28 protein-coding genes and 1 pseudogene are annotated in these 20,017 nt (G+C 50.7%); 14 read left to right on the top strand and 15 right to left on the bottom strand.

From position 1 onward, the window contains the following. Window positions 1–90 precede the first annotated feature (90 nt). Window positions 91–756 (bottom strand): annotated as a pseudogene (locus tag KNO65_RS04945) (RNA-guided endonuclease TnpB family protein); the annotation flags it as partial. A gap of 175 nt (window positions 757–931) precedes the next feature. On the opposite strand from KNO65_RS04945, the gene KNO65_RS04940 reads away from it, so the two are divergent. Both KNO65_RS04940 and KNO65_RS04935 read left to right on the top strand, forming a co-directional pair. Then, window positions 932–2,629, top strand: coding sequence for a methyl-accepting chemotaxis protein (locus KNO65_RS04940; protein ID WP_214782052.1), 1,698 nt, complete (start codon window positions 932–934; stop codon window positions 2,627–2,629). A 112-nt stretch (window positions 2,630–2,741) separates the two neighbouring features. Continuing rightward, complete coding sequence (locus KNO65_RS04935) at window positions 2,742–3,491, top strand: SDR family NAD(P)-dependent oxidoreductase (RefSeq protein ID WP_214782050.1); 750 nt, start codon at window positions 2,742–2,744, stop codon at window positions 3,489–3,491. A 35-nt stretch (window positions 3,492–3,526) separates the two neighbouring features. On the opposite strand, the gene KNO65_RS04930 is transcribed toward KNO65_RS04935, so the two are convergent. Then, window positions 3,527–4,402 carry a tetratricopeptide repeat protein gene (locus tag KNO65_RS04930; RefSeq protein ID WP_214782047.1) on the bottom strand — a complete coding sequence of 292 codons (876 nt, stop codon included), beginning with the start codon at window positions 4,400–4,402 and terminating at the stop codon, window positions 3,527–3,529. Between the two features lie 119 nt (window positions 4,403–4,521). Between KNO65_RS04930 and KNO65_RS04925 the strand changes: the two genes are divergently transcribed. The 3 genes from KNO65_RS04925 (at window position 4,522) to KNO65_RS04915 (ending at window position 5,235) form a co-directional block, all read left to right on the top strand. Next, window positions 4,522–4,746, top strand: coding sequence for a YobA family protein (locus KNO65_RS04925; RefSeq protein WP_214782044.1), 225 nt, complete (start codon window positions 4,522–4,524; stop codon window positions 4,744–4,746). Between the two features lie 19 nt (window positions 4,747–4,765). Then, a complete protein-coding gene (locus KNO65_RS04920; protein ID WP_214683581.1) occupies window positions 4,766–4,930 on the top strand; it encodes a hypothetical protein in 165 nt (54 codons plus the stop codon). Window positions 4,931–4,992: 62 nt separating this feature from the next. Continuing rightward, entirely contained in the window at window positions 4,993–5,235 is a 243-nt protein-coding gene (locus tag KNO65_RS04915; protein ID WP_214782041.1) for a hypothetical protein, read from the top strand. Between the two features lie 336 nt (window positions 5,236–5,571). Here the strand turns inward: KNO65_RS04915 and KNO65_RS04910 are convergent, their stop codons facing one another. Continuing rightward, window positions 5,572–6,729: a hypothetical protein gene (locus KNO65_RS04910; protein ID WP_214782038.1), complete on the bottom strand. Its 1,158-nt coding sequence runs from the start codon at window positions 6,727–6,729 to the stop codon at window positions 5,572–5,574. Between the two features lie 134 nt (window positions 6,730–6,863). On the opposite strand from KNO65_RS04910, the gene KNO65_RS04905 reads away from it, so the two are divergent. Beyond that, a complete protein-coding gene (locus tag KNO65_RS04905) occupies window positions 6,864–7,424 on the top strand; it encodes an AAA family ATPase (RefSeq protein WP_214782035.1) in 561 nt (186 codons plus the stop codon). Window positions 7,425–7,459: 35 nt separating this feature from the next. Here the strand turns inward: KNO65_RS04905 and KNO65_RS04900 are convergent, their stop codons facing one another. From KNO65_RS04900 to KNO65_RS04880, 5 genes are read right to left on the bottom strand one after another with little or no spacing between them, the layout of a single operon-like run. Beyond that, window positions 7,460–8,191 carry a carbohydrate deacetylase gene (locus tag KNO65_RS04900; protein ID WP_353047419.1) on the bottom strand — a complete coding sequence of 244 codons (732 nt, stop codon included), beginning with the start codon at window positions 8,189–8,191 and terminating at the stop codon, window positions 7,460–7,462. Beyond that, window positions 8,148–8,441: a PTS sugar transporter subunit IIB gene (locus KNO65_RS04895; RefSeq protein ID WP_214741951.1), complete on the bottom strand. Its 294-nt coding sequence runs from the start codon at window positions 8,439–8,441 to the stop codon at window positions 8,148–8,150. Before KNO65_RS04895 ends, KNO65_RS04900 begins: the two co-directional genes overlap by 44 nt. After that, on the bottom strand, window positions 8,438–8,770 hold the full coding sequence (locus KNO65_RS04890) for a PTS sugar transporter subunit IIA (RefSeq protein ID WP_084156011.1): 333 nt from the start codon (window positions 8,768–8,770) through the stop codon (window positions 8,438–8,440). The genes KNO65_RS04895 and KNO65_RS04890 overlap by 4 nt, the downstream gene beginning before the upstream one ends. Further along, window positions 8,767–10,086, bottom strand: a complete 1,320-nt coding sequence (locus KNO65_RS04885; protein WP_214782031.1) for a PTS sugar transporter subunit IIC — start codon at window positions 10,084–10,086, stop codon at window positions 8,767–8,769. Before KNO65_RS04885 ends, KNO65_RS04890 begins: the two co-directional genes overlap by 4 nt. Next, entirely contained in the window at window positions 10,083–11,402 is a 1,320-nt protein-coding gene (locus tag KNO65_RS04880) for a 6-phospho-beta-glucosidase (RefSeq protein ID WP_214782027.1), read from the bottom strand. The genes KNO65_RS04885 and KNO65_RS04880 overlap by 4 nt, the downstream gene beginning before the upstream one ends. A gap of 174 nt (window positions 11,403–11,576) precedes the next feature. Between KNO65_RS04880 and KNO65_RS04875 the strand changes: the two genes are divergently transcribed. From KNO65_RS04875 to KNO65_RS04855, 5 genes are all read left to right on the top strand, one after another. Beyond that, on the top strand, window positions 11,577–12,293 hold the full coding sequence (locus KNO65_RS04875) for a GntR family transcriptional regulator (RefSeq protein WP_031422493.1): 717 nt from the start codon (window positions 11,577–11,579) through the stop codon (window positions 12,291–12,293). 390 nt (window positions 12,294–12,683) lie between these two features. Beyond that, window positions 12,684–13,088 (top strand): hypothetical protein, encoded by a 405-nt coding sequence (locus tag KNO65_RS04870; protein ID WP_214782024.1) that lies wholly within the window; start codon window positions 12,684–12,686, stop codon window positions 13,086–13,088. Between the two features lie 32 nt (window positions 13,089–13,120). Then, window positions 13,121–13,531: a WapI family immunity protein gene (locus KNO65_RS04865; RefSeq protein WP_214782021.1), complete on the top strand. Its 411-nt coding sequence runs from the start codon at window positions 13,121–13,123 to the stop codon at window positions 13,529–13,531. Window positions 13,532–13,655: 124 nt separating this feature from the next. Further along, window positions 13,656–14,357 carry an ABC transporter ATP-binding protein gene (locus KNO65_RS04860; RefSeq protein WP_214782018.1) on the top strand — a complete coding sequence of 234 codons (702 nt, stop codon included), beginning with the start codon at window positions 13,656–13,658 and terminating at the stop codon, window positions 14,355–14,357. Then, window positions 14,357–15,118 carry an ABC transporter permease gene (locus KNO65_RS04855; protein ID WP_078147521.1) on the top strand — a complete coding sequence of 254 codons (762 nt, stop codon included), beginning with the start codon at window positions 14,357–14,359 and terminating at the stop codon, window positions 15,116–15,118. The genes KNO65_RS04860 and KNO65_RS04855 overlap by 1 nt, the downstream gene beginning before the upstream one ends. Before the next feature lie 70 nt (window positions 15,119–15,188). Here the strand turns inward: KNO65_RS04855 and KNO65_RS04850 are convergent, their stop codons facing one another. From KNO65_RS04850 to KNO65_RS04820, 7 genes are all read right to left on the bottom strand, one after another. Further along, on the bottom strand, window positions 15,189–15,644 hold the full coding sequence (locus tag KNO65_RS04850; protein WP_214782015.1) for a hypothetical protein: 456 nt from the start codon (window positions 15,642–15,644) through the stop codon (window positions 15,189–15,191). 105 nt (window positions 15,645–15,749) lie between these two features. Next, window positions 15,750–16,214: a hypothetical protein gene (locus KNO65_RS04845; protein ID WP_214782013.1), complete on the bottom strand. Its 465-nt coding sequence runs from the start codon at window positions 16,212–16,214 to the stop codon at window positions 15,750–15,752. 118 nt (window positions 16,215–16,332) lie between these two features. Continuing rightward, window positions 16,333–16,932 carry a short chain dehydrogenase gene (locus KNO65_RS04840; protein WP_214782011.1) on the bottom strand — a complete coding sequence of 200 codons (600 nt, stop codon included), beginning with the start codon at window positions 16,930–16,932 and terminating at the stop codon, window positions 16,333–16,335. 69 nt (window positions 16,933–17,001) lie between these two features. Then, a complete protein-coding gene (locus KNO65_RS04835; RefSeq protein ID WP_214782009.1) occupies window positions 17,002–17,361 on the bottom strand; it encodes a nuclear transport factor 2 family protein in 360 nt (119 codons plus the stop codon). Continuing rightward, window positions 17,358–17,690, bottom strand: a complete 333-nt coding sequence (locus KNO65_RS04830) for a DMT family transporter (protein ID WP_214782007.1) — start codon at window positions 17,688–17,690, stop codon at window positions 17,358–17,360. The genes KNO65_RS04835 and KNO65_RS04830 overlap by 4 nt, the downstream gene beginning before the upstream one ends. Window positions 17,691–17,701: 11 nt before the next feature. After that, window positions 17,702–18,010, bottom strand: coding sequence for a DMT family transporter (locus KNO65_RS04825; RefSeq protein ID WP_214683602.1), 309 nt, complete (start codon window positions 18,008–18,010; stop codon window positions 17,702–17,704). Window position 18,011: 1 nt separating this feature from the next. After that, window positions 18,012–18,539: a TetR/AcrR family transcriptional regulator gene (locus KNO65_RS04820; protein ID WP_214782006.1), complete on the bottom strand. Its 528-nt coding sequence runs from the start codon at window positions 18,537–18,539 to the stop codon at window positions 18,012–18,014. 116 nt (window positions 18,540–18,655) lie between these two features. Here KNO65_RS04820 and KNO65_RS04815 point away from each other — a divergent pair, with 116 nt between their 5' ends. The 3 genes from KNO65_RS04815 to KNO65_RS04805 are packed head-to-tail and all read left to right on the top strand — an operon-like array spanning window position 18,656 to window position 19,808. Continuing rightward, window positions 18,656–19,222: a zinc dependent phospholipase C family protein gene (locus KNO65_RS04815; RefSeq protein WP_214782004.1), complete on the top strand. Its 567-nt coding sequence runs from the start codon at window positions 18,656–18,658 to the stop codon at window positions 19,220–19,222. Beyond that, complete coding sequence (locus KNO65_RS04810) at window positions 19,219–19,506, top strand: hypothetical protein (RefSeq protein ID WP_214782002.1); 288 nt, start codon at window positions 19,219–19,221, stop codon at window positions 19,504–19,506. Before KNO65_RS04815 ends, KNO65_RS04810 begins: the two co-directional genes overlap by 4 nt. A 5-nt stretch (window positions 19,507–19,511) precedes the next feature. Further along, window positions 19,512–19,808, top strand: coding sequence for a hypothetical protein (locus tag KNO65_RS04805; protein ID WP_214782000.1), 297 nt, complete (start codon window positions 19,512–19,514; stop codon window positions 19,806–19,808). Window positions 19,809–20,017 lie beyond the last annotated feature (209 nt).

Below are 20,017 nucleotides of genomic sequence, written 5' to 3'. Positions count from 1 at the left end.
GTTCACCTCGTGAACAAGTATGCGAGAAGGAGACAAAATTGTACATTCTTATCCCATCACTTTAGGACACATTAAAAGTATCATTTATAACAACTTGCGTTGCTCGCGGGCCAGTTTCTTCTCGAGCGTACGGAAGTAACGGTCGTTCTTGTACAATGTGCCGTCCGATAGAACGGCGAAGTGCTTCAGCCCGACGTCGACGCCGACCGATGAACCGGTCTTCGGCAGCTCACTGATCTCCTGCTCTACGAGAAGGGAGACAAAGTATTTGCCCGAAGCCGTGCGTCGGATCGTGGCGTTTAGGATGCGTCCCTCGACCTGTCTCGAGTTGGCGAACCGCAGCCATTTCAGCTTCGGGAGTTTGAGTCGATTCCCGACGATCGAGACCTCGGGGAGCTGGGACTTGCCTTGGATGTTCGCCGTATAGGATTGGACGGGGTTTCGCTTCGACTTGAAACGGGGATGATTCCTCTTTTTCTTGAAGAACTTCTTATACGCGTCGGCCAGGTGTTTGACACTGTTCTGGACGGCCGTGCTGTCCACTTCCGTCAACCAACCGAATTCCTGCTTGAGCATGGGAAGTTCTTTCGAGCAGGCATCATACGACAGTCCCTTGCCGGTCGCTTCATGGGCCGCGTCCCATTTCGACAGGAAATGGTTGAACACGAACCGGGAACAGCCGATCGTCTTGGCGATCAGGATTTCCTGTTCCTTCGTCGGATAGATCCGGAATCTATAGCCCTTGTGCTCCACCATGATGTTCACCTCCTTGAAGGAATCATACCCGAAAGAGAGGCTGGCGATTCATCTCCCACTTTCACGTAAGCCCTGTCCTTAACGTTTAGAAGTGGGAGTATTCTCGCTTAATTTTGATAAAAAAGAAAGAAAAAGAGGTGGAAGAGGAGAGGTCTCCTCGTAGTACGTGAAAAAGATGTGGAATACATGGACGTTATCAAAAAAAATTATGGCAAGTGTCGGCTTGATCCTGATTCTGACATTGGTCGGGATGGCCTATAATCTGTGGACGCTCGATCGGATGACGAGTCAGTATGAACAGATGATCTCAAACGATGTCATGAAGATGAAAGCAGCGGACGACTTGGCGCTCGGGATGGTGCGCCAGGCGTATGGGGTTCGTGGGTATGTGCTCGTACAAGACGATGAACGAAAACAACAAATCACCCAGGGTGGGGAAGAAAAGAAAGCCGCCATCGAATCGTTGATCGAACTCGCGGACAACGAGTCCGAACGAAAAGAATTTGAAGCGTTACTCGAATATGCGACTGGATATGACGAGTTGGCGACACAAGCCATCACGGCGATTGACTCAAAAGATCAAGAAGCAATCGATCGTTTGACGCTCCGTCTCATGCCGGACGTGACGAAATCGATTTCATCGACCGGTGAAGCCTTGCAGGCCGAGACGGAAGAGAAGATGTTTGTGATGCAGACGGAGCTCCAAGAAGCGAGCCAACGTGCCTTCTGGTACTCGGTCGTCATCGCCGTCGTCAATTTCGTCCTGACCATGGGCGCTGGATATGCCATCAGCCATATGGTGACGGCACCGCTCCGTTTCTTGGCGAAAGAAGTGGACGTGGTGGCGGAAGGAGATTTGACACGTGAGGACCTTCAGGCGCTCACACAAGATGAAATCGGACAATTGATGACCGGCTTCAACCGCATGAAAGGCAACTTGCGTGAACTGATTGACCGTGTCACCCAAAACGCGCAGGAAATCACGGCACAATCGGAAGAACTGTATGCGAGCACGGAAGAGATGGCGTCGCAGACGGAGGAAACGACCCGTCTCATCGACCGAATCGTGGAAGAAACGATTGCGCAGGCGAAAGAAGCGACAGGGACGTCGCAAGCGGTGGCTGCGGCCGATGAAGGCATCGGTCGGATTGCCGGGTCCATCGGCTCGATTGACGATGACGTGTCACAGAGTTTGAAGCTCGCCGAAGAAGGTGGTGCGACGATGGCTCAGGCGAAAGACGAGGTGCTAGCACTCGAGCGAGAGACACGTCGGACGGGAGAGTCGATTTCGGCACTGAAGCAACAGTCTGACGAGATTGCCCTCATCACCGATGTCATCCAATCCATCACGGATCAGACGAACTTATTGGCATTGAACGCGGCCATCGAGGCGGCACGTGCCGGTGGACAAGGAAAAGGGTTCGCCGTCGTCGCAGAAGAAGTACGTAAGCTTGCCGAGCAGTCGAAACAGTCGGCGACACAAATCGCAGGGTTGATCGAGTCGATTCAGGCACAGTCGAACGCCGTTCTCGACCAACACGTCGTCAGTGCGAAACGCGTCAAGACGAACACGTTGTTGCTCGAGCGAGCGACACGCGCGTTCGAACAGATCGTCAGTCAGCTCGAGACGTCGGTCGACAATACGTCACATATCCGCATCGCCTCGCACGAGATTGCGGAGACGACGAAACAAGTCGCGACGTCCTCTCTTCAAATGTCACAAGACAGTGAAGGGATGGCCGACACGATGCGTACGGTCGGTGAGACAGCTGACGCCCAACTCGCGATGATTCAAGAGTTGAACGGGGTCGCCGAGTCGCTCGGGAATATGACGAGTGACCTGCAGACGCTGATTGGAAAGTTCACGACATAAAATGAAAGTCCTGCCTCTTCGGAGTCAGGGCTTTTCGTTCACATCGAAACGATTCGTCATCTAAAAAGTAGGGAATGAACAACAAGGTAAACGACAAAAAGGAGTGGATCATATGAAGTATACGGTCATTACAGGAGCTAGTTCAGGAATCGGCTATGAGACAGCGAAGCTACTCGCCGAAAAGGGAAAGTCGCTCGTCCTCGTCGCAAGACGGAAAGAAGAGCTCGAATCGTTACGTGATGAGATCAAATCCATCTCGCCGGATAGTGATGTCATCATTAAATCGACCGACCTATCATATAGCGAGAACGTGTATGGTCTCTATGAATCGCTCGCGGACCTCGATATCGAGACGTGGATCAACAACGCCGGATTCGGGGATGCGGATCTCATCAAAGACGTCGACCTCGGTAAAATCGAGAACATGATTCGTCTGAATATCGAAGCGCTCACCGTCTTATCGAGTCTATACGTCCGAGATTATCATGACGTCGAAGGGGCGCAACTGTTGAACGTGTCGTCTGTCGGGGGCTATCGGATCGTCCCGAACTCGGTCACGTATTGTGCGACGAAGTTCTTCGTGAGTGCGTATACGGAAGGGCTCGCGCAAGAGTTGAAGCAGAGTGGTGCCAAGCTCCGGGCGAAAGTACTCGCACCGGCTGCAACCGAAACGAGTTTCGCCGATCGGGCTCGCGATACGGAAGGGTTCGACTATAGCGAGAACGTCGCGAAGTATCATACGGCGCGCGAGATGGCAGAATTTCTGTATGAGTTGCTCGAAGGGGACGAAGTCGTCGGGATTGTCGACCCGGAAGATTATTCGTTCAGCTTACGCGGACCGATTAAACCATATGCCGGATAAACAAAAACATCACGCCGCGCTGGCGTGATGTTTTTTTATGAGGTCGGTACAGAGTAACCACCTGTGAAGCGATGTGTCAGGCGACGTGTCAAGTAACGTAACCGGAGACGTAATACATAAAACTGTGACGTGTTTGGCAGGATGACGTTGTCGACGTATTCCGCGAACATATGGCGAAACATCCGCTCTTCACTGCGGTCATAGGTCGCACTCCACATCCCGTGATTCTCGACTTCAAGGAGCATCCAAATCATCTCGTCGGTCAGCGGGTCATCGTCCTTTAAGTCGGCCGTCAGTGCAGCGAAACGATGGCTACACATAGACGCGTATAAGGAATGGGCATGCGGGTCATGTGGGTTTAATGTTAAGTAACCGCTCGCCGTCTTCATCAGTTCATCGACCATATCGAGCGGAATGTCGTCATACACTTGGAAAAATTCGAGCAACATTGGGACGGTGTCCGGGCCGAATCCGGCTAGACGGACATAGTTCATGATATGAAGACCGGCCTCGCCATGGAACTTGCGGTCGAAGTAGTGGACGGCAAGGGCGCGATGCATGATCGGGACGTCCGGATAGCGTTCGACGCCACGGAGAAAGTGTTGTTCCGCTTCGAACGTGAACCCGGTGTCTTCACTGACGAACCCTTTCAACATATGAAGAATGTAGTGATCGCCGAGCGCGCTCGCTTTCTCGAGCCACGGTTTGGCCGAATCAGTGTCACCTTCTCGAATGTATGGATAAGCGCGCATCGCCGGGAAGAATGGGTCATCCGGGAATGCGGTCTCGCCACGTGTTGCCATGTCATTGATGGCTTCAGCGTTATAAGCTTCTGTTAATTCTGCGAGGAGCATCATCTCAAGGAACGTGCGCTGGAACTCTGGGGTGTGTAAATCGATCGTTTGTGTCATAGGGTGTCCTCCTCACAAGTACTGGTGTCGCTCTATTATACTTGTTCTTGTCACAGGCGAGTAGCATCTTTTACAAAAACGGGAAATGGAAAGGTAGGACTGGAAAGGAGGGGGAAGGCATGGCGACGTTCACTGGATATGTCGCAGAGGTGATGGAGGAAAAGATCCGCGTCACACCGACGCGGGAGGCGGAGCCGTTTGATGGCATCGTGTTTCATGTAGCGAGACCTCTTTTGGACGAGACACCGCTTCTCGTCGGGCAACAGGTTCGAGTCGAGCATGATGAACGGTTGACACGCTCCTTGCCACCGCAAGCGACGGCGCATCGGGTCGATGTGTTATGATGAGGTCGAGGTGAATGACATGGGACAACGGAACTTTCTATGGCTCGGAGCCGTCGTCGGCTTCAGTGCCCTCGTCGTCTGGTTGTTGCAAGACGCGCTCCCGTTCTGGGCGTTATCGATTCTGCTTCTGGCATTAGGAGCGGTGCTCGGCAATCTCCAACGACGTTTCACACGTGACGAATAACAAGCACTCCATCATTCAGATGGGGTGCTTGTGTAGCTTGTTGACAAAGAAAGGTGTTTTTTATGACTACAAATACTTTTTTCGATTGGACTTTGATTTTAGACGAAGGTTTGAAACCTGTGATTGATGAACGAAATAAAATAATGGTTTTGATTGATCGCTCCATCGAATTGAATGCAGTCATTTGGTTGGATGAGCATAACATTATTCAATTAAAACCTACATGGGACTGCGTGATTTCAATCGACGATAAAAATAAAGCTATTACAATTAAACATGCAGATTCATTAAGAGTGAATGACTGAGAGAAAAATTGACATAAAGAGATCACATATAATTTTAGAAACGGACCAAGTCAATCCAAATTACCGAGACTCTTTGGGTCAAGTACACAAAACTTCAAACTTGATAGAGGAACATATTTTAGTCTGTAAGAGAGAATGGATGTGTTTTGATGTTGATGCTAAAGATTTTCAGTGTCTTGCTAGCAATATTTATCGTTGGCGTCGGTCTGTATTTTTTGAAGATCAAACATGATAAAAACAGAAATAGCATGATTATAGGATACACATACGTATCCTTAGGAATCCTCGGTCTGTTGATTAGTTTTTTCTACCTATAAGAATGACACAAGCACTCCATCATTCCGATGGGGTGCTTGTGTCGTTTTCTTCTTCATTTATGTTTTCTTCAGTGTCTGGATCGTCTTCGACGATGGAGTCCTCATCCCCGTCTGGTTCGAGTGTCGTCGGTTCTTCTGGCTCCGTTGGCTCTTCCGGTTCGGTCGGTTCCTCCGGCTCCGTCACCGGGGGATCGTCTTCAATCGGCTCTTCCGTTTCCGTTGGGTCCGTCGGTTCTTCTGGTTCACTCGGCGGTTCTGCAGGTTCTTCCGGGGTCACTTCCGGTGTCGTCGGTTCGGGCTCTTCCACAACCTCCTCTTCGACTTCTTCCTCGACCGGCGCCTCCGGTTCAGTGGCCGGTGGGATTTCAGGTTGCGCCTCGGGAATAGGGGGTGCTTCCGGAACGACGACCGGTTCTTCGGTCAAATCTGGTTTGATCGGTTCAACCGGTGCGAGTTCGATAGGTGGCGGTGCCGGTGCATCTTTTGCGATGAACGTCCGGATGTCTTGTTCAAATAGTGCGGTCGGCAAGGCGATTCCACGCAAATGGATGGCGACGACTCGCCCGGATGCTGAGAGGAGTGGACTGCCATACGCATGACGAGGCAATTCAAAGTTTCGGCTATAGCCGTTCTCAGCGAAGGTGACCGTCCCGTTGATGCGTTCTTGCATCGTCAATGTGATCAACGTCTCGTCCTCTGCGGCGATCGCTTGCGTGAGAGTGTATGGTGTGTTCTCCGTCTCTTCGATTCGAATGACAGCAATGAGCTTCGTCCGACCGACGACGGTGCCGGAGACGGCCTGCCCTTCATGGTACATGATGATATTCGTCAATCCAGCCACATTCGAGGCGGCTGTGACGACATCGCGTGAACTCACCAAAAATCCCGTCCCGTAACTGACGGTGAAGAGGCTATCTTGTAGTGCGGCGAAGTCGATCGGTGTCGCTTCGTCAGCAGAGACCGTATCTTCCCCAATCGGCAAGTTGACCTGATCGGCGAGCGAGTCGGTCGAACGTAGCATGTCCGTGAAATAGGCGTTTCCAATGAAGGTGACAAAGGCAATGAGTACGATAGCGAATGGGGTGGCAAATAACCAAATCGTGCGATGTGAGCGGCGGCCACACGTCGGACAGACCGTTTTCGATCGTGTCTTCTTTCCGCAGTGGGGACAAGTCACGGGGGCACCTTCTTTCTATAAAGTTCGATGCTATGCTTATTCCTTCATTTGGAAAGAGGTAAACAAATATTTTGGAGGGGTCACACATTATACGTCACATGATAAAATCTTCAAAAGATATAGGGGGAAATCCAATGAAATTCATCATCTTATTTGGTCCACAAGCCGTCGGCAAGATGACGGTCGGGCAGGCGCTCGCCGATAAAACCGGACTGAAATTATTCCATAACCATATGACGATTGACCTCGTCGGACCGTTCTTCAATTACGGGACGCCGGAAGGAAAGCGACTCGTCCAACACTTTCGTCAAGAACTGTTCGAGGCGGTCGCCAAGAGTGATTTACCCGGCATGATTTTCACGTTCGTCTGGGCGTTTGACATGCAGGAGGACTGGGATTACGTGAAGAAGGTGACGGATTTGTTCGAGGCACACGGGGCGGACATCTATTACGTCGAGCTCGAGGCCGAGATGGAAGAGCGGCTCGCGCGCAATACGACGGAGAACCGCCTCACGCATAAACCGTCGAAGCGCGACATCGCTTGGTCCGAGGCAGAACTGAAACAGACGGCGACGATGTATCGATTGAACTCACGTCCGGGGGAATTAGACGTCGAGCACTATCTCCGGATTGATAACACGAACTTAAGTCCGGAAGAGACGGCGGCACAGATTCAACAAGCGTTCGACTTATGAAAAAGCGGGTCCCCGTGAAAGGGAACCCGCTTTTGTCATGCCCACCAATCGGGGCGTTCATAGTCGACCAACACCTGTTTTTCGAGGAGGCGTGGCTCGAGGTAAGACGTGACGCTTGGAAGACGATCATCGAGGTCGGCCGGATGGACCATCACTTCGATGGATCCACCTGGTTCGATGGCGTCGAGCGTCGCATGGGAGACACCGTCCGCATAGAACTGATCACTGAACCGTTCGGTCACCCACAAGTCTCGGCGTGATCCGAGCGTCGTTAAGGCCCGAAACGTCGTGTCGTATTCTTCAGCGAGACGAATGATGACGTCGTGCAGAACCGGCCAACCGTGAATGTGATGGTGGCTGTCGAGATGGTCGAGCGGAAGTCCGGTCGCAAGGAACGCCTCGATTTGGGCTTTCCACTCCAGATAGACGAGCTCCGGGTCAGGCGAGTCTTCAGTCAAGAAACGGCTCGTGTAGCGGAACGTGCCGTCTTCTTTTGTGAGAGGGGCGCTCGTGTCGGCGAGCGGTTTGCCCCAAGATAAGACGAGATGGACCCCGACGCGGAGCGACGGATGTTGTTTCGCGAGTCGGACCGCTTCCTCGACGGCATACCCGTTCATGATCATCGTCGCCGAATTGACGATTCCATTTAGATGACTCTCCAAGGTGCCGGCGTTCACACCTGTCGTCAATCCGAAATCATCAGCGTTGACCAGGACGAACGTTTTAGGCATTGACGAGACCGAGTGCCTGGTCGAGGACCAGGTCACCTTTCATCATCCCGTACGCCATGTTGTCGATGACCGCGACGGGTACGTCGACGGACGACTTAATTTTACCTTCGAGATAGCGGACTTGAGGTCCGATCAAAATGACGTCGACGTTCGACTGTTCTTTCAAGCGCGACTCTGGAATCGCGTCAATGGATGCGTCGAGTCCACGTGAGGCAGCTTCTTTCCGCATTTTTTCCACTAAGATTGATGTCGACATTCCTGCCGAGCAGACGAGTAAGATGTTCATGTCGTTTCCTCCAATCGATTCAAACGGGTGATCATGTCAATCATTTCGACGGCGAGCTCTTTCACGGTCATCGCCGTCATAAGGTGGTCTTGTGCGTGGACGAGGAGGACGCTCATGTCGCTCGTCGTCCCCCGTGCCTCTTCTTGTAACAGCTCCGTCTGAAGCTTATGCGCGTCCAAGAAGGCCGCATCGGCTTCTTTCAACTTTGCCGCCGCTTCGTCCGCTTCACCGCGTTTCGCAGCAGCGATAGCCTCGAATGCAGAGGAGCGTGCATTTCCAGCATGTAAGATAATCATAAACGAGAGTTCTTGGATGGTTTCGGTTTTCACGAAATCTTTTCTCCTTCCTCAGTAGCAGCTTTATTTTTATTGATTTCGGCTGTCATCGCCTTCGCTCCTGCCATGACGAATGGAATGTACATCGCTGTGGCAATCGACAAGTTGACGATCTGGAGCAAGACGCCGCGGACGCTACCGCCTGTGACCAAATAACCGCTGATGATCGGTGGCGTTGTCCAAGGGACGATGGCGACCGTCTTCGGAACCATGCCTGTCGAGAGCGCGACGTATGAGATGATCGTGAGCGTGACCGGCACTAAGATGAACGGTACGAGCATGATCGGGTTCAATACGATCGGAAGACCGAAGATGACCGGTTCGTTGATGTTAAAGAGACCAGCTGGCGTCGACAGTTTGGCGACTTGGTGATACGGGTGATTCCGTTGTTTGCGGACGACGATGAAGATGGCGAGTAAGAGCGCGAACGTCGTACCCGATCCACCCATGAAGACGAACGCATCCAAGAACGGTTTTGTGACCGTGTACGGTACATCAAACGCTGACGTTCCGGCTTGGAAGGCAGCCAAGTTTTGCTCGATGAGCGGGAGATAGACCGGTTCGATGACCGAGCCGATGATGTTCGTCCCGTGAAGCCCGAAGAACCAAAGGATGTGGTTCAAGAAGGCGATCAGTAAGGCAGCCGGGAGTGAGTCACCGAATCCTTGGAGCGGTTCTTGAATCGCTTTGAAGATGACTTCAAATACACTGAGTTCGACGACGAGAGTCATGAAGAGCTGGAATCCTGCGACGACCGTCAAGATGATCATCGATGGGATGAGCGCTTGGAATGAACGGGTGACCCCACCCGGTACACCTTCTGGCATCTTGATCGTCAATTTTGTATTGATGAGGTAGCGGAACATTTCCGTGACGGCAATCGACACGATGATGGCGACGAAGAGTCCTTGTGCGCCGAGCCATGCGAAGTTGAGTCCCCAGTCTTCAGTGACCGGTACGAGCATGATGTATGAGGCGAGTGACAAGATCCCCGCCGCGAGGCCGTCCACTCCATAAGAGCGGGCCAAGTTGTACCCGATGGAGAAGGCGATCAGGAGCCCGAGTATCGCAAAGGATGCGGTCCAAATGCTACCACCGAGTCCTTGCCAGTTTCCTTCGCCGAACAGGTTGTTCATCGAGCCGACAAAGTCGAGCGAGAGACTACCGATGTTGACGGCTGGGAAGTTGTTGATGAGGACCGCGAGCGACCCGACGATGATGAGTGGCATGACGGAAACGAATCCGTCACGGATGGCGACTAAGTGCCTTTGGGACCCGATGCGTCCCGCGATTTCAATAAACTTGTTCATGAATAGACCTCCTTCTTAAATTGGGGTAGGTACGCCTCGTGCGCTGTGAACAGCTCTTTGAGAAGCGGGTCGATCCGTTTCTCGTCCTGGATGAGCGGGTTCATGAGGCAGGCAAGATAGGCGTCCTCGTACGTGCCAGATACAGCCGCTTGGATGGCGAGCTGTTCAAACGTTTTTAAGTTCGTGATGAGCCCACGGATCGGCAGCGGCAACGCGCCGATGGAGATGGGGCGAGGACCGGACTTCGTGATGACGGCGTTCACTTCGATGACCGCGTCGTCTGGTAAATCTCGAATCGTGCCGTTATTGAGCGTGTTGACCGTCTGGATGTCACCGCGGTCGTTATGAATCGAGTCCATCAAATTGCAGGCAGCGTCAGAATAGTAGGCGCCTCCACGTTTTTCAAGCTCTTCCGGTTTGACGGCGAGATCGACGTCTTTGTATTTCTCGAACAACTGCGCCTCGACTTGTTGCACGACTTCGGCACGGGTGCCGTTTTGTTCGTACGCCTCGAGGTCTTTCTTCAACACATCTTTCGTCTGGAAGTAATACTGGTGATACGGGTTCGGTAACATGCCGAGTGACGATAGGAACGATTCGCTCCAACCGAGCCCGACGATGTTCGCCGGCGAGTAGTCATTGCCTGCGTTGAGCGAGGCGAGGACGTCACTCGTCCGGTCCACGCCGTCGACCCATACGTGACGACCGAAGACGAAGTGGTTCAATCCGATAAATTCAATCGCGACTCGTTCGACAGGCGTCTCGAGGATCTCAGCGACCGAGTTTCGCATGTTGAACGGGATGTTGCAGACACCGATGACCTTCTTATGAGATGAGTGCTTGAGTACGGCCTCGGTGACGATGCCCGCCGGATTGGTGAAGTTGACGAGCCAGGCGTCCGGACAAATCTCGGCGACTTCGTTTGCCAAGTCGATCAAGACGGGGATGGTACGGAACGCTTTGAATAATCCGCCTGCGCCATTCGTCTCTTGCCCGATGAAGCCATGCTTGAGCGGGATGCGTTCATCGAGCGCACGTGCCTTGAGTCCACCGACCCGAATCTGTGTGGATACAAAATCTGCGCCGACGAGTGCGGCTCTTCGATCGAGCGTCCAACTGAGTGTGATCTCGGCGTTTGCCTTCTCAATCATCCGCTGAGCGAGACGACCGACGATCTCTAGTTTCTCCCTCCCTTCTTCGATATCGACGAGCACGATCTCCCGAACGGGGAACGTTGCCTGTCGATCAATCAATCCTTCGATGATTTCCGGGGTGTAACTGGACCCACCGCCGATGATGACGACCTTGACTGCCATGGTGCCAACTCCTCCTTTTGAAAGCGATTTCTTTTTGTCGTAACAAATATAACAAATGATACAACTTTCAGCAATATAAAAAATACAAATAATACAAATAATTTTTTGTATTTGCATTTGTATGCTTGCTGTATCACAATAAAGGAACCAACCCAACGTAAAGGAGATGGAGACATGTCGCAATCGACGCTCCAAACCGCAATCAAGGATGAACTGCTGTCCCGCATCAAGAGTGGGCACTATAAAGAAGGGGAAAAATTTCCGACCGAATACGCGCTTTGCGAGGAGTTCGATGTGAGCCGGACGACGGTGCGTGGCGCCCTCAACCAGTTGACGACGGAAGGCTATCTGGTCCGTCAACAAGGCCGCGGGACGTTCGTCGCCGGGAAGAAAGTCCAACAGACGTTGTCATACACGCCGAACAACTATGCGGCCCAGCTTGCCGTCCAAGGGAAACGTGGGCAAGTCGCCTTGATCGACATTTCGGTCATCTCGGCGTCTGGTCAAATCGCGTCGGTGTTTGAAGCGGAAGACAATGCCCCGATTCAAAAGATTGAGCGGATCCGTCATGCGGACGGGGAACCGACCCAGTACGAGGTCTCGTTCATCCCATGGCAGATCGCACCGGGGATCACGAAGGAACAGGCCGAGCATTCGCTCTTCCGGACACTGGCCGAGGTTCACGACGTACATGTCGCCAAGACGACAGAGGCACTAGAGATTGCCTTAGCTGACGAGAAGGTGAGTGCGCTCCTCAACTGTCCACTCGGGTCGCCGTGTTTTCATATCGAGACGGTGACAGAGGATGAGTCGGGACGAGCGATTGAATACTCACGCTCCTACTTCCGCGGGGACAAGACGAGCTTCGTCATCGAACGGAATTATAATTAACAAAAGCGCCCGACTGTTTCGTATGGAAACGGACGAGCGCTTTGTTCGTTTTACCTATAACAAAAATAATCATGGTCATGTTGAGTGAAAATGACTATGTTTAAGGGTAAATGAACATGTTTAAGCACGATAAACATGTTCATTTTGTTCTGAGATGACTATGTTTATCAAGGAAATGAGTAGGAAATGAACACATTAGACGGACAAGGGATTTCAAAATGTAACTCGAATGTTGTAACAGATGACATGATTCGAAAGGTGACGAAATATGACCGTAACTACATTTGTTGGTGTGTTAATTTTAGGTCTCTTACTGTTAGGGTTGGGAATTCTCTCAAAAGATCGAAGATAATAATTTCAAGTGAATGAATGACGAGTGGGGGAAGCTAGATGAATGAATGGGAAAAATGGATTCCGTTAGAGTCTATGCCGGCACGTCTGTACAAAGAGTCACTATTGGACGATGGAGATTCTTTGCGAATTATCTTAAGGGGCGAAACCGAGGGGCAGAAATATTCATTTCTGTTTGATGGTCTTGTACTTTCTTATCGAAACTCGGATGAAGGTTCACGATTGAGGATGTTAGAGCATTTAGATAGGTATTATGCACATCTTGAGTACGGGAATTGGACATTATTCAAAATGAAAAATTCTAGTTATCTGGAATGGTTTGCCCAAGAGTCTCTTGAACGATATGAGGGCATGGGTGAAGTGGAGCACTATGTCTTTCTTACATCAAATGATGTGATTGAAGTTCTATCCGCTGATCCTCCAGCAATAACAAAGATGGTCTAGCATAGATTTTATTTGCAAAGAAGGTGTAAGGAATGGCGATTGTAGAGCGTGCTGGATTGTTTTTTGAACTCTTTCCTCGAAAATATGAAGAAAAGGAAGACGATCCATTTATTTTTTCAACGTTAGCGTTATCGGTCGAATCGAGAGGGAGTTTTCATTTTTATGGTGCTTTACTTATGAAATCGGAGTATGAATATCTGATTTCACAAATTGCGCTCATGTTAGATGGAGAACTGAACAAATTCATTCTCAATCCTGTTGAACCGATTTTTAGAATGACAATTGAACGTGAAGAGGTAATTCTTTATAGGTTCATGCTCCGTTTCCAGACAGGTAAACCACGTGAATTAATCTTTTATATGAATGATTGTGAAATAAATAGTTTCAAAGAGGAATTGAAAGAAGAAATGACTCAAATCCTTCCTCCACCATTTCTGCCTTAGAAATGTACATACCGAAACAGTAAACTGCTAATGATTGATTTTCTTGGACAGCCGATTCCAGACTGCATTCTGGACCACCTTATCCTCTCTTTTTTGTACACTAGAACCAGGAGGCGAGAGAAGCATGTCAATCATTGAATTCAAAGATGTGAGTCATCAAGACATCCTGCACCATGTGTCCGGGACGTTTCGGGAAGGACAGATCACGACGTTCGTCGGACCGAGCGGCGCCGGCAAGACGACGTGTCTGAAGCATATCAACGGATTGCTGTCACCAGACGCAGGCACGATTCTATTCAAAGGGGAAGACATTGCGGAGATGGACATCCTCGAGCTACGAAAGAAAATCGGGATGGCGTTTCAAGGTGCGCCGATGATTCAAGGGACGGTGTACGACAACTTGAATCTCCCGAAAGCCATCTTCGACGAGACACTTGACCGTGACCGGGCTGCCGATTTGCTCCATCGCGTCGACTTGAGTGAGGCGCTCCTCGACCAACCCGTCAAATCACTGTCGGGTGGGGAGGGGAGTCGGGTCGCCATCGCCCGGACGCTCGTCAATAAACCGGACGTGCTTTTACTTGATGAGATCACGGCGAGCCTTGATTATCGGACGGTGAAAGAGATCGAGCGACTCATTCGAAAACTGCAACAATCGTATGGCGTGACCGTGATCTGGATCACCCATGACCTCGACCAGGCTCGGCGGGTGAGCGACGACATGTGGTTCTTGAAGGACGGGGAATTACTTGCATTTGGGGACGCATCGTTCATCGATGAGTCGGACAATCCCGTCATCCAACGATTCGTCAGGGGGGAAGATTGATGTCATACATTGAACTCGCGACGGCGCTCATCTTCGTCGTCATCCCGCTCGCCTTGACACTCGTCCTACGACTTGGACTCGAGCGTGATATTATCATTGCGACCGTCCGCTCCATCATTCAATTATTGATCATCGGCTATATCTTGACGTTCGTCTTTGAGAGCGACAGTCCGATCTTCATGCTGTTGATGATTTTACTCATGATTGTCGCAGCGACACAAAATATCCGACGGAAAGGGGACGGGATTCCGGGCATCATGTGGATCATCGTCTTGACGCTCGTGACGATCGAAGCGCTGACGATGGGACTCATGCTCGGGCTCGGTATCATTCCATTCGAGCCGGAAAAGGTCATTCCGATCAGCGGGATGGTCATCGGGAACAGCATGGTGTTGTCGCTTCTGTTCTTGAACAAATTCAAAGATGAGGTCGAGCGGAGTGACGACGTCATCGAACTCATTCTTTCGCTCGGCGGCACACCAAAAGTGGCCATCGACCGCAGCTTGAAGAATGCGATTCGCACGAGCATGATTCCGACTGTCGAGGCGCAAAAGACGATGGGGCTCGTCCAACTACCGGGGATGATGAGCGGTCTCATCATCGGGGGAGCCGACCCGATGGAAGCGGTCTTGTATCAACTCTTGATCCTCTTCTTGATTTTGACGACCGCCTCAATCTCGGCGACGCTCGTCGGTTATCTGGCGTATCCACGACTGTTCAACGAGAAGATGCAGTATATCGGACTGACTTATCGGAAATAGAAATCCGAGAGATATAGAAATGGCTGGATGAAAGTTTTACTTCATCCAGCCATTTTTTGTGTATTAAAAGTTAGTAAGACAAGTGAGAACCGAATAAGACTTTCGGCAAAACAAAATATCTTGTTTGAGCGGATAAGTGGATTACATCTTGATGAGTGCCACTAGAGTCTTTCCAAGTTACTTGAACGACATATTCATCCTGTTTATCAGAAAATGTTTTTGTTGTAGACAGATACTCAATTTCTTGGTTCCTTGTTACGGTTTCATTGACATCTAAATTATGAATGAGTCTATCATTTTTACTCAAAGCAATCGTTTGGACCTCAACTCGGTGGTCCTGTTCAGAATAGATTTTTCCGCTCCAATACCCTTTTGGAGAAGTCACTTCACTATTGAAGTCCGCTTCCCATTTACCATCCGTTGATTGTCCGAACCATTTTGGAGGCTGATTGATTGAATATGTCATCCAAAGTACAAGAAAAGCGAAGGGGACAGTAATGTATATGACTTTTTTGTTTTTCCACATGACCTTATCCTCAATTCCTTTTTACCACATTGTATATGAATCATGTGAAAAATGATTGCAATATACAAGATATGATCAAAATTGCTTAATACTTTTTGAATCTCATTACTCAATACCGAACAGGCGAGTCACGCGCTCCCATTCGGACGGGTAGGCGTTGCTGCCATGATGCTCGTGAATGAGTGTTCCGTTCGTGTATACGCTGAGATTCCACTGCGTACCGTCTAGCGTGCGAACCCCTTCCAGTTCTTCGAAAACGGTTGGCCACCAATTCGTTCCAAGCAGGTGAAACGCGACACGCATCTGTTTCGCTTCCTCGCCCTCATAGTATTCGAATTCAAAGGGCTCGGTGATCGATGAGTCGGACCGCTCGATGTGACGAAGGACGGTGCCCCTCTCAAAAAAGGTGATCGTACTCACATCATACGTGCCGAACCCACCGACGCGGAAGATGACCTCGACCATCGATTCCTGAGGACGACCAATCGCCTGAAGGACGCGCTTTTGGAGTGGGTGTTCGACGAAAGAAGGAGGGATATGATAAAGGGCGCGAAACGTTTTGTCTTTCATGAAACTTCAACCTTTCTCGGGCATAAGATGCCCCGAGTATAGCGGAATCTTCCGGACGAGGGAGACAAAATAAAGTGCAAGGTACGAAAAAAGCACCTCCTGAAGAGATGCTTCGTTGTTAATACACTTCGTACGTCTGTCCAGTCTGCGCGCCTTCGACGCTCTTCACATAAGCGAGGGCGACCCGTTCACCCGGTACCGCCTCGTAACCACGGAAATAAGGACCATACGCATCGAGTGCTTCGACGAGGACGTTCGGGCTGACGTTGTTGATGCGGATGCCCCGTGGCATCTCAATCGCCGCACCGGTCACGAATCCTTTGATGGCCCCGTTCGCTAGTGCCGCCGATGCGCCTTCTTTGATGGGGTCGTCCATCAAGATTCCGCTCGTCAGTGTAAAGCTACCACCATCGTTCACATAATCGAGCCCGAGAAGGACGAGGTTGACCTGTCCTTTGACTTTGCTGTCGATACTCTTCTGATTATCTGCCGGCGTCATCTCGGAAAGCGGACCAAAATGCGTGCTGCCCGCCGTGCTGATGACCGCGTCGACGCGCCCGACCGTCTCATACATCTGGCGGATACTGTCTTCGGAAGTGAGATCGACTTGCACGTCCGCCCCGTTACGCCCAGCCCGGATGATCGTATGTGTTTTCTCCAATTCTTTTGCGACGGCCTGTCCGACCGTGCCGCTTGCCCCAACGAGTAAAATGTTCATGTGAAAACTGCCCCTTTCGTCACGCTTAGATTCCACTTCAGAGTAGCGGATGACGAGGACGTTCTGCAATCAAGTTGCCTCTGGTGGGACGACCGTGCCTTGGTGGAATCGCATTTTCCACCGTCCGTCCATGAATACCCATATCGAGCTACGGCGTGTTTTGCGATTCAATACCGGTTGAACGAGATGGTACGTCACCAAGACGTGACCTTCCGTCAACGGATGCAGCGTGAATTCGGATAACACCGCCTCGATCGGGTCGAGCTGGAGTGTCGTCTGATCCCAATCTTGATACAGCAACCGTCCCGAGCTACCGATTTCAAAGAAGTCGTCGGTCAACAGTTCACGCAATCGCTCCGTCGACTGCCTGACTTCCGTCGTCAATAACGCTTCTTCCAGTGTTTGAAGATGATCTGCCAACTCGTTCATGTCACGACTTCCTCTCTTCGTTGATTCATCACGATGACGCCGAGGACGATCAACAACAGACCGATGCCGTTCAATGCCGAGAGAACTTCCCCGTACACGAACACCCCGATGAGTCCCGTCGCCACGGTCCCGAGTCCAGCCCAGATGCTATAGGCGATACTGAGGGGAATTGTCTTCAACACGATGCCCATGAGGGTGAACGAGGCGGCGAAACTGACCAAGAGGATGGCACTCGGCACGAGATTCGTGAATCCGTCCGACAGCTTCAACATCGACGTCCCGAGCACCTCAAATCCGATGGAAAAGAAGAGTAAAAGATAGGCTTTCATTCCGATTCACCTCACACTTTCATCAAGATGAGCCCGATGATGACGAGCCCGATCCCTGCAATTTTTTGACGGCTGATTTGTTCCCGGAAGACGACGAATCCGATCACCGCCGTGAGTGCCGTCCCGACCCCGCTCCAAAACGCATACGCGAAGCTGAGTGGAATGGTAAAGAGGGCGAGCGATAAGAGATAAAACGCCGTCCCATATCCGAAGGCGACGCCGAGAATCGGGAGTCGGCTCGTCGAGGTGGCGTTCACTTTCAACATGCTCGACCCGAACAGTTCCGAGGCGATGGCCCCGATCAAATAGATGAATCCCATATTACAATCCTCCTTGAACCAACTCGTCACATGCCTCCCGAATGAGTGTCGCCGCACGGTCCTTGAACGATTCGCTATATCCATACAAGACAGCGAACCAAAAGCCGTCGCAGAGGAGACGAAGTTTCAAAATCGCATCCTGGTCCGGTCCGTCGGCAGCGAATCGCTCGTTCCAACCGGTCGACACGTCACTCCAAATCGATTCGCTCGTCGCATCCTCTTGCGAGGAGATGAAGACGGCGACGAGGTCCATATCTCCATGATCGACATCCTCCAATGTCGCGAGAGCATAGGCACGGGTAAACGAATATGGACCGTCGGAGAGATGATCAGCGATTCGTTTCTCGAACGTCTCGATGGCGAATTCGTTCATCTGTCGCAATAAGTTGGCCTTATTGTCGAAATGATAGAGGACCCCGGCTTTCGTGATTCCTGCTTTCGTCGCCAACCGTTCGAGCGACAACTGACTGATTCCGTCTTCTCGAATCATCTGGGCGGCAGTCTGCAACAACAATTGTTTTTTACTCATCCAATCACACCTCTCATAACTTTACTGACCGTTCAGTAAAGTAAGTCTATCAAAATTTACGAGGGGTTGTCGAGATAGAACGTTGATGGAATAATCAGGGAAAAGGGGGGCGTGACATGGGTTCACATTTGATGCATCTCGTCATCGCGAACGAGATGTTACCAGCGTTGTCGGAGGTGGATGAGGTCGCATTTTTGCTCGGAAGTCTCGCACCGGATGCAACGACAGAAAAAGAGGCATCCCATTACTATACGGGACGCCATGATAATTTATCTCGTCGCTTGGATTTGTCCCAATATTGGATTGACAGCAAGGAGGAAGACTTCTCGTATCGACTCGGCTATTACGCGCATCTCGTCGCGGATGAGATCTGGTTGCAGGGGTTCTATAAAGGTTGGTTGAAAGAGCTCATCACTAAGGACCCGTCAAAACAGGCGGCCTATTATGCGGACTTTGATGCGTATAATGCTCGCCTGTCGAAACGACTAGGGGATTTCAATTTTGAACGGCTGAAAGGAAATCCGAAGCTTGTGGAACTGGTCGAAAAAGTCGAACGGGACGCGGCGATGACGGAGGAGGGGACGTATACAATGTTCCTCCCGCACCAGTTCGATGGTTATGTCGATACGTGTGTCCGCCGCTGCCTGGAGATGGTCAAACGGAAGCGGGCGATGCTCGTATGAAGAGGCGCTACGCACCACTATACGCAACGCTCGGACTCTTTATCGTGACGGTGATCACCTTCTTCACCTTGAACGGTCGAGTGTTTCCGAACCTTGAGTTGATGACGGTCATCTGGGTATATCTCACGATTGACATCGCCTTGTTCGCCACGTTGATTTGGGGTCTGTTCACGAAGGATCGAATCATTAAAATCTACACGTTGCTTGCGACAATCGGGTTGATGATCCCATTGTCGATTTGGATTTTCCTGTTGCTGTTTGCGAACGGGATCTCGGAGGCATGAGTCAGATGGACGAACCGAAGAACATTCCGTTTCTAATGCGCCGTGTGCCGTTTTTCATTTTAGCAGCCCTCGTGGCCCCGGTAGCGCTCGTCCTTCTAGTCATATATTGGCGAGATTTGGATGATGATTTACGATTTGGACATCTTATTTTTTCGGTCATCTTATCCTTATTTTTCGTGGTGGACCTTCTGCCGAGAGGGATGACACAAACCGTATTATTGGCGTTCACAATCACATGTGTATGGTTCATCACCTATATTGTGTTCCGAGGTAAAAAGAGGGTACGACACGATAAAGATTGAGCCCTAAACTAAATGACATGAACTCAACCAAGAAAGTGGACCTCCACTTTCTTTTTTTGTGCGTGCATCTATAGAAAGAAAAATTTTCCTATCCGAATCTTGTCAAATTGGCATTGCGTATCCTTTTTTTGTTTGTTATGCTACTTTATGAAAACGACAATGATAATCATTATCACTGATAACGAGAACGCGAGAATAGACATACATAA

The organism is Exiguobacterium sp. S3 (genome assembly GCF_018617295.1).
GTDB classification, from domain to species: Bacteria; Bacillota; Bacilli; order Exiguobacteriales; family Exiguobacteriaceae; genus Exiguobacterium; species Exiguobacterium profundum.
This window is presented reverse-complemented; position numbering and strand designations above follow the sequence as displayed.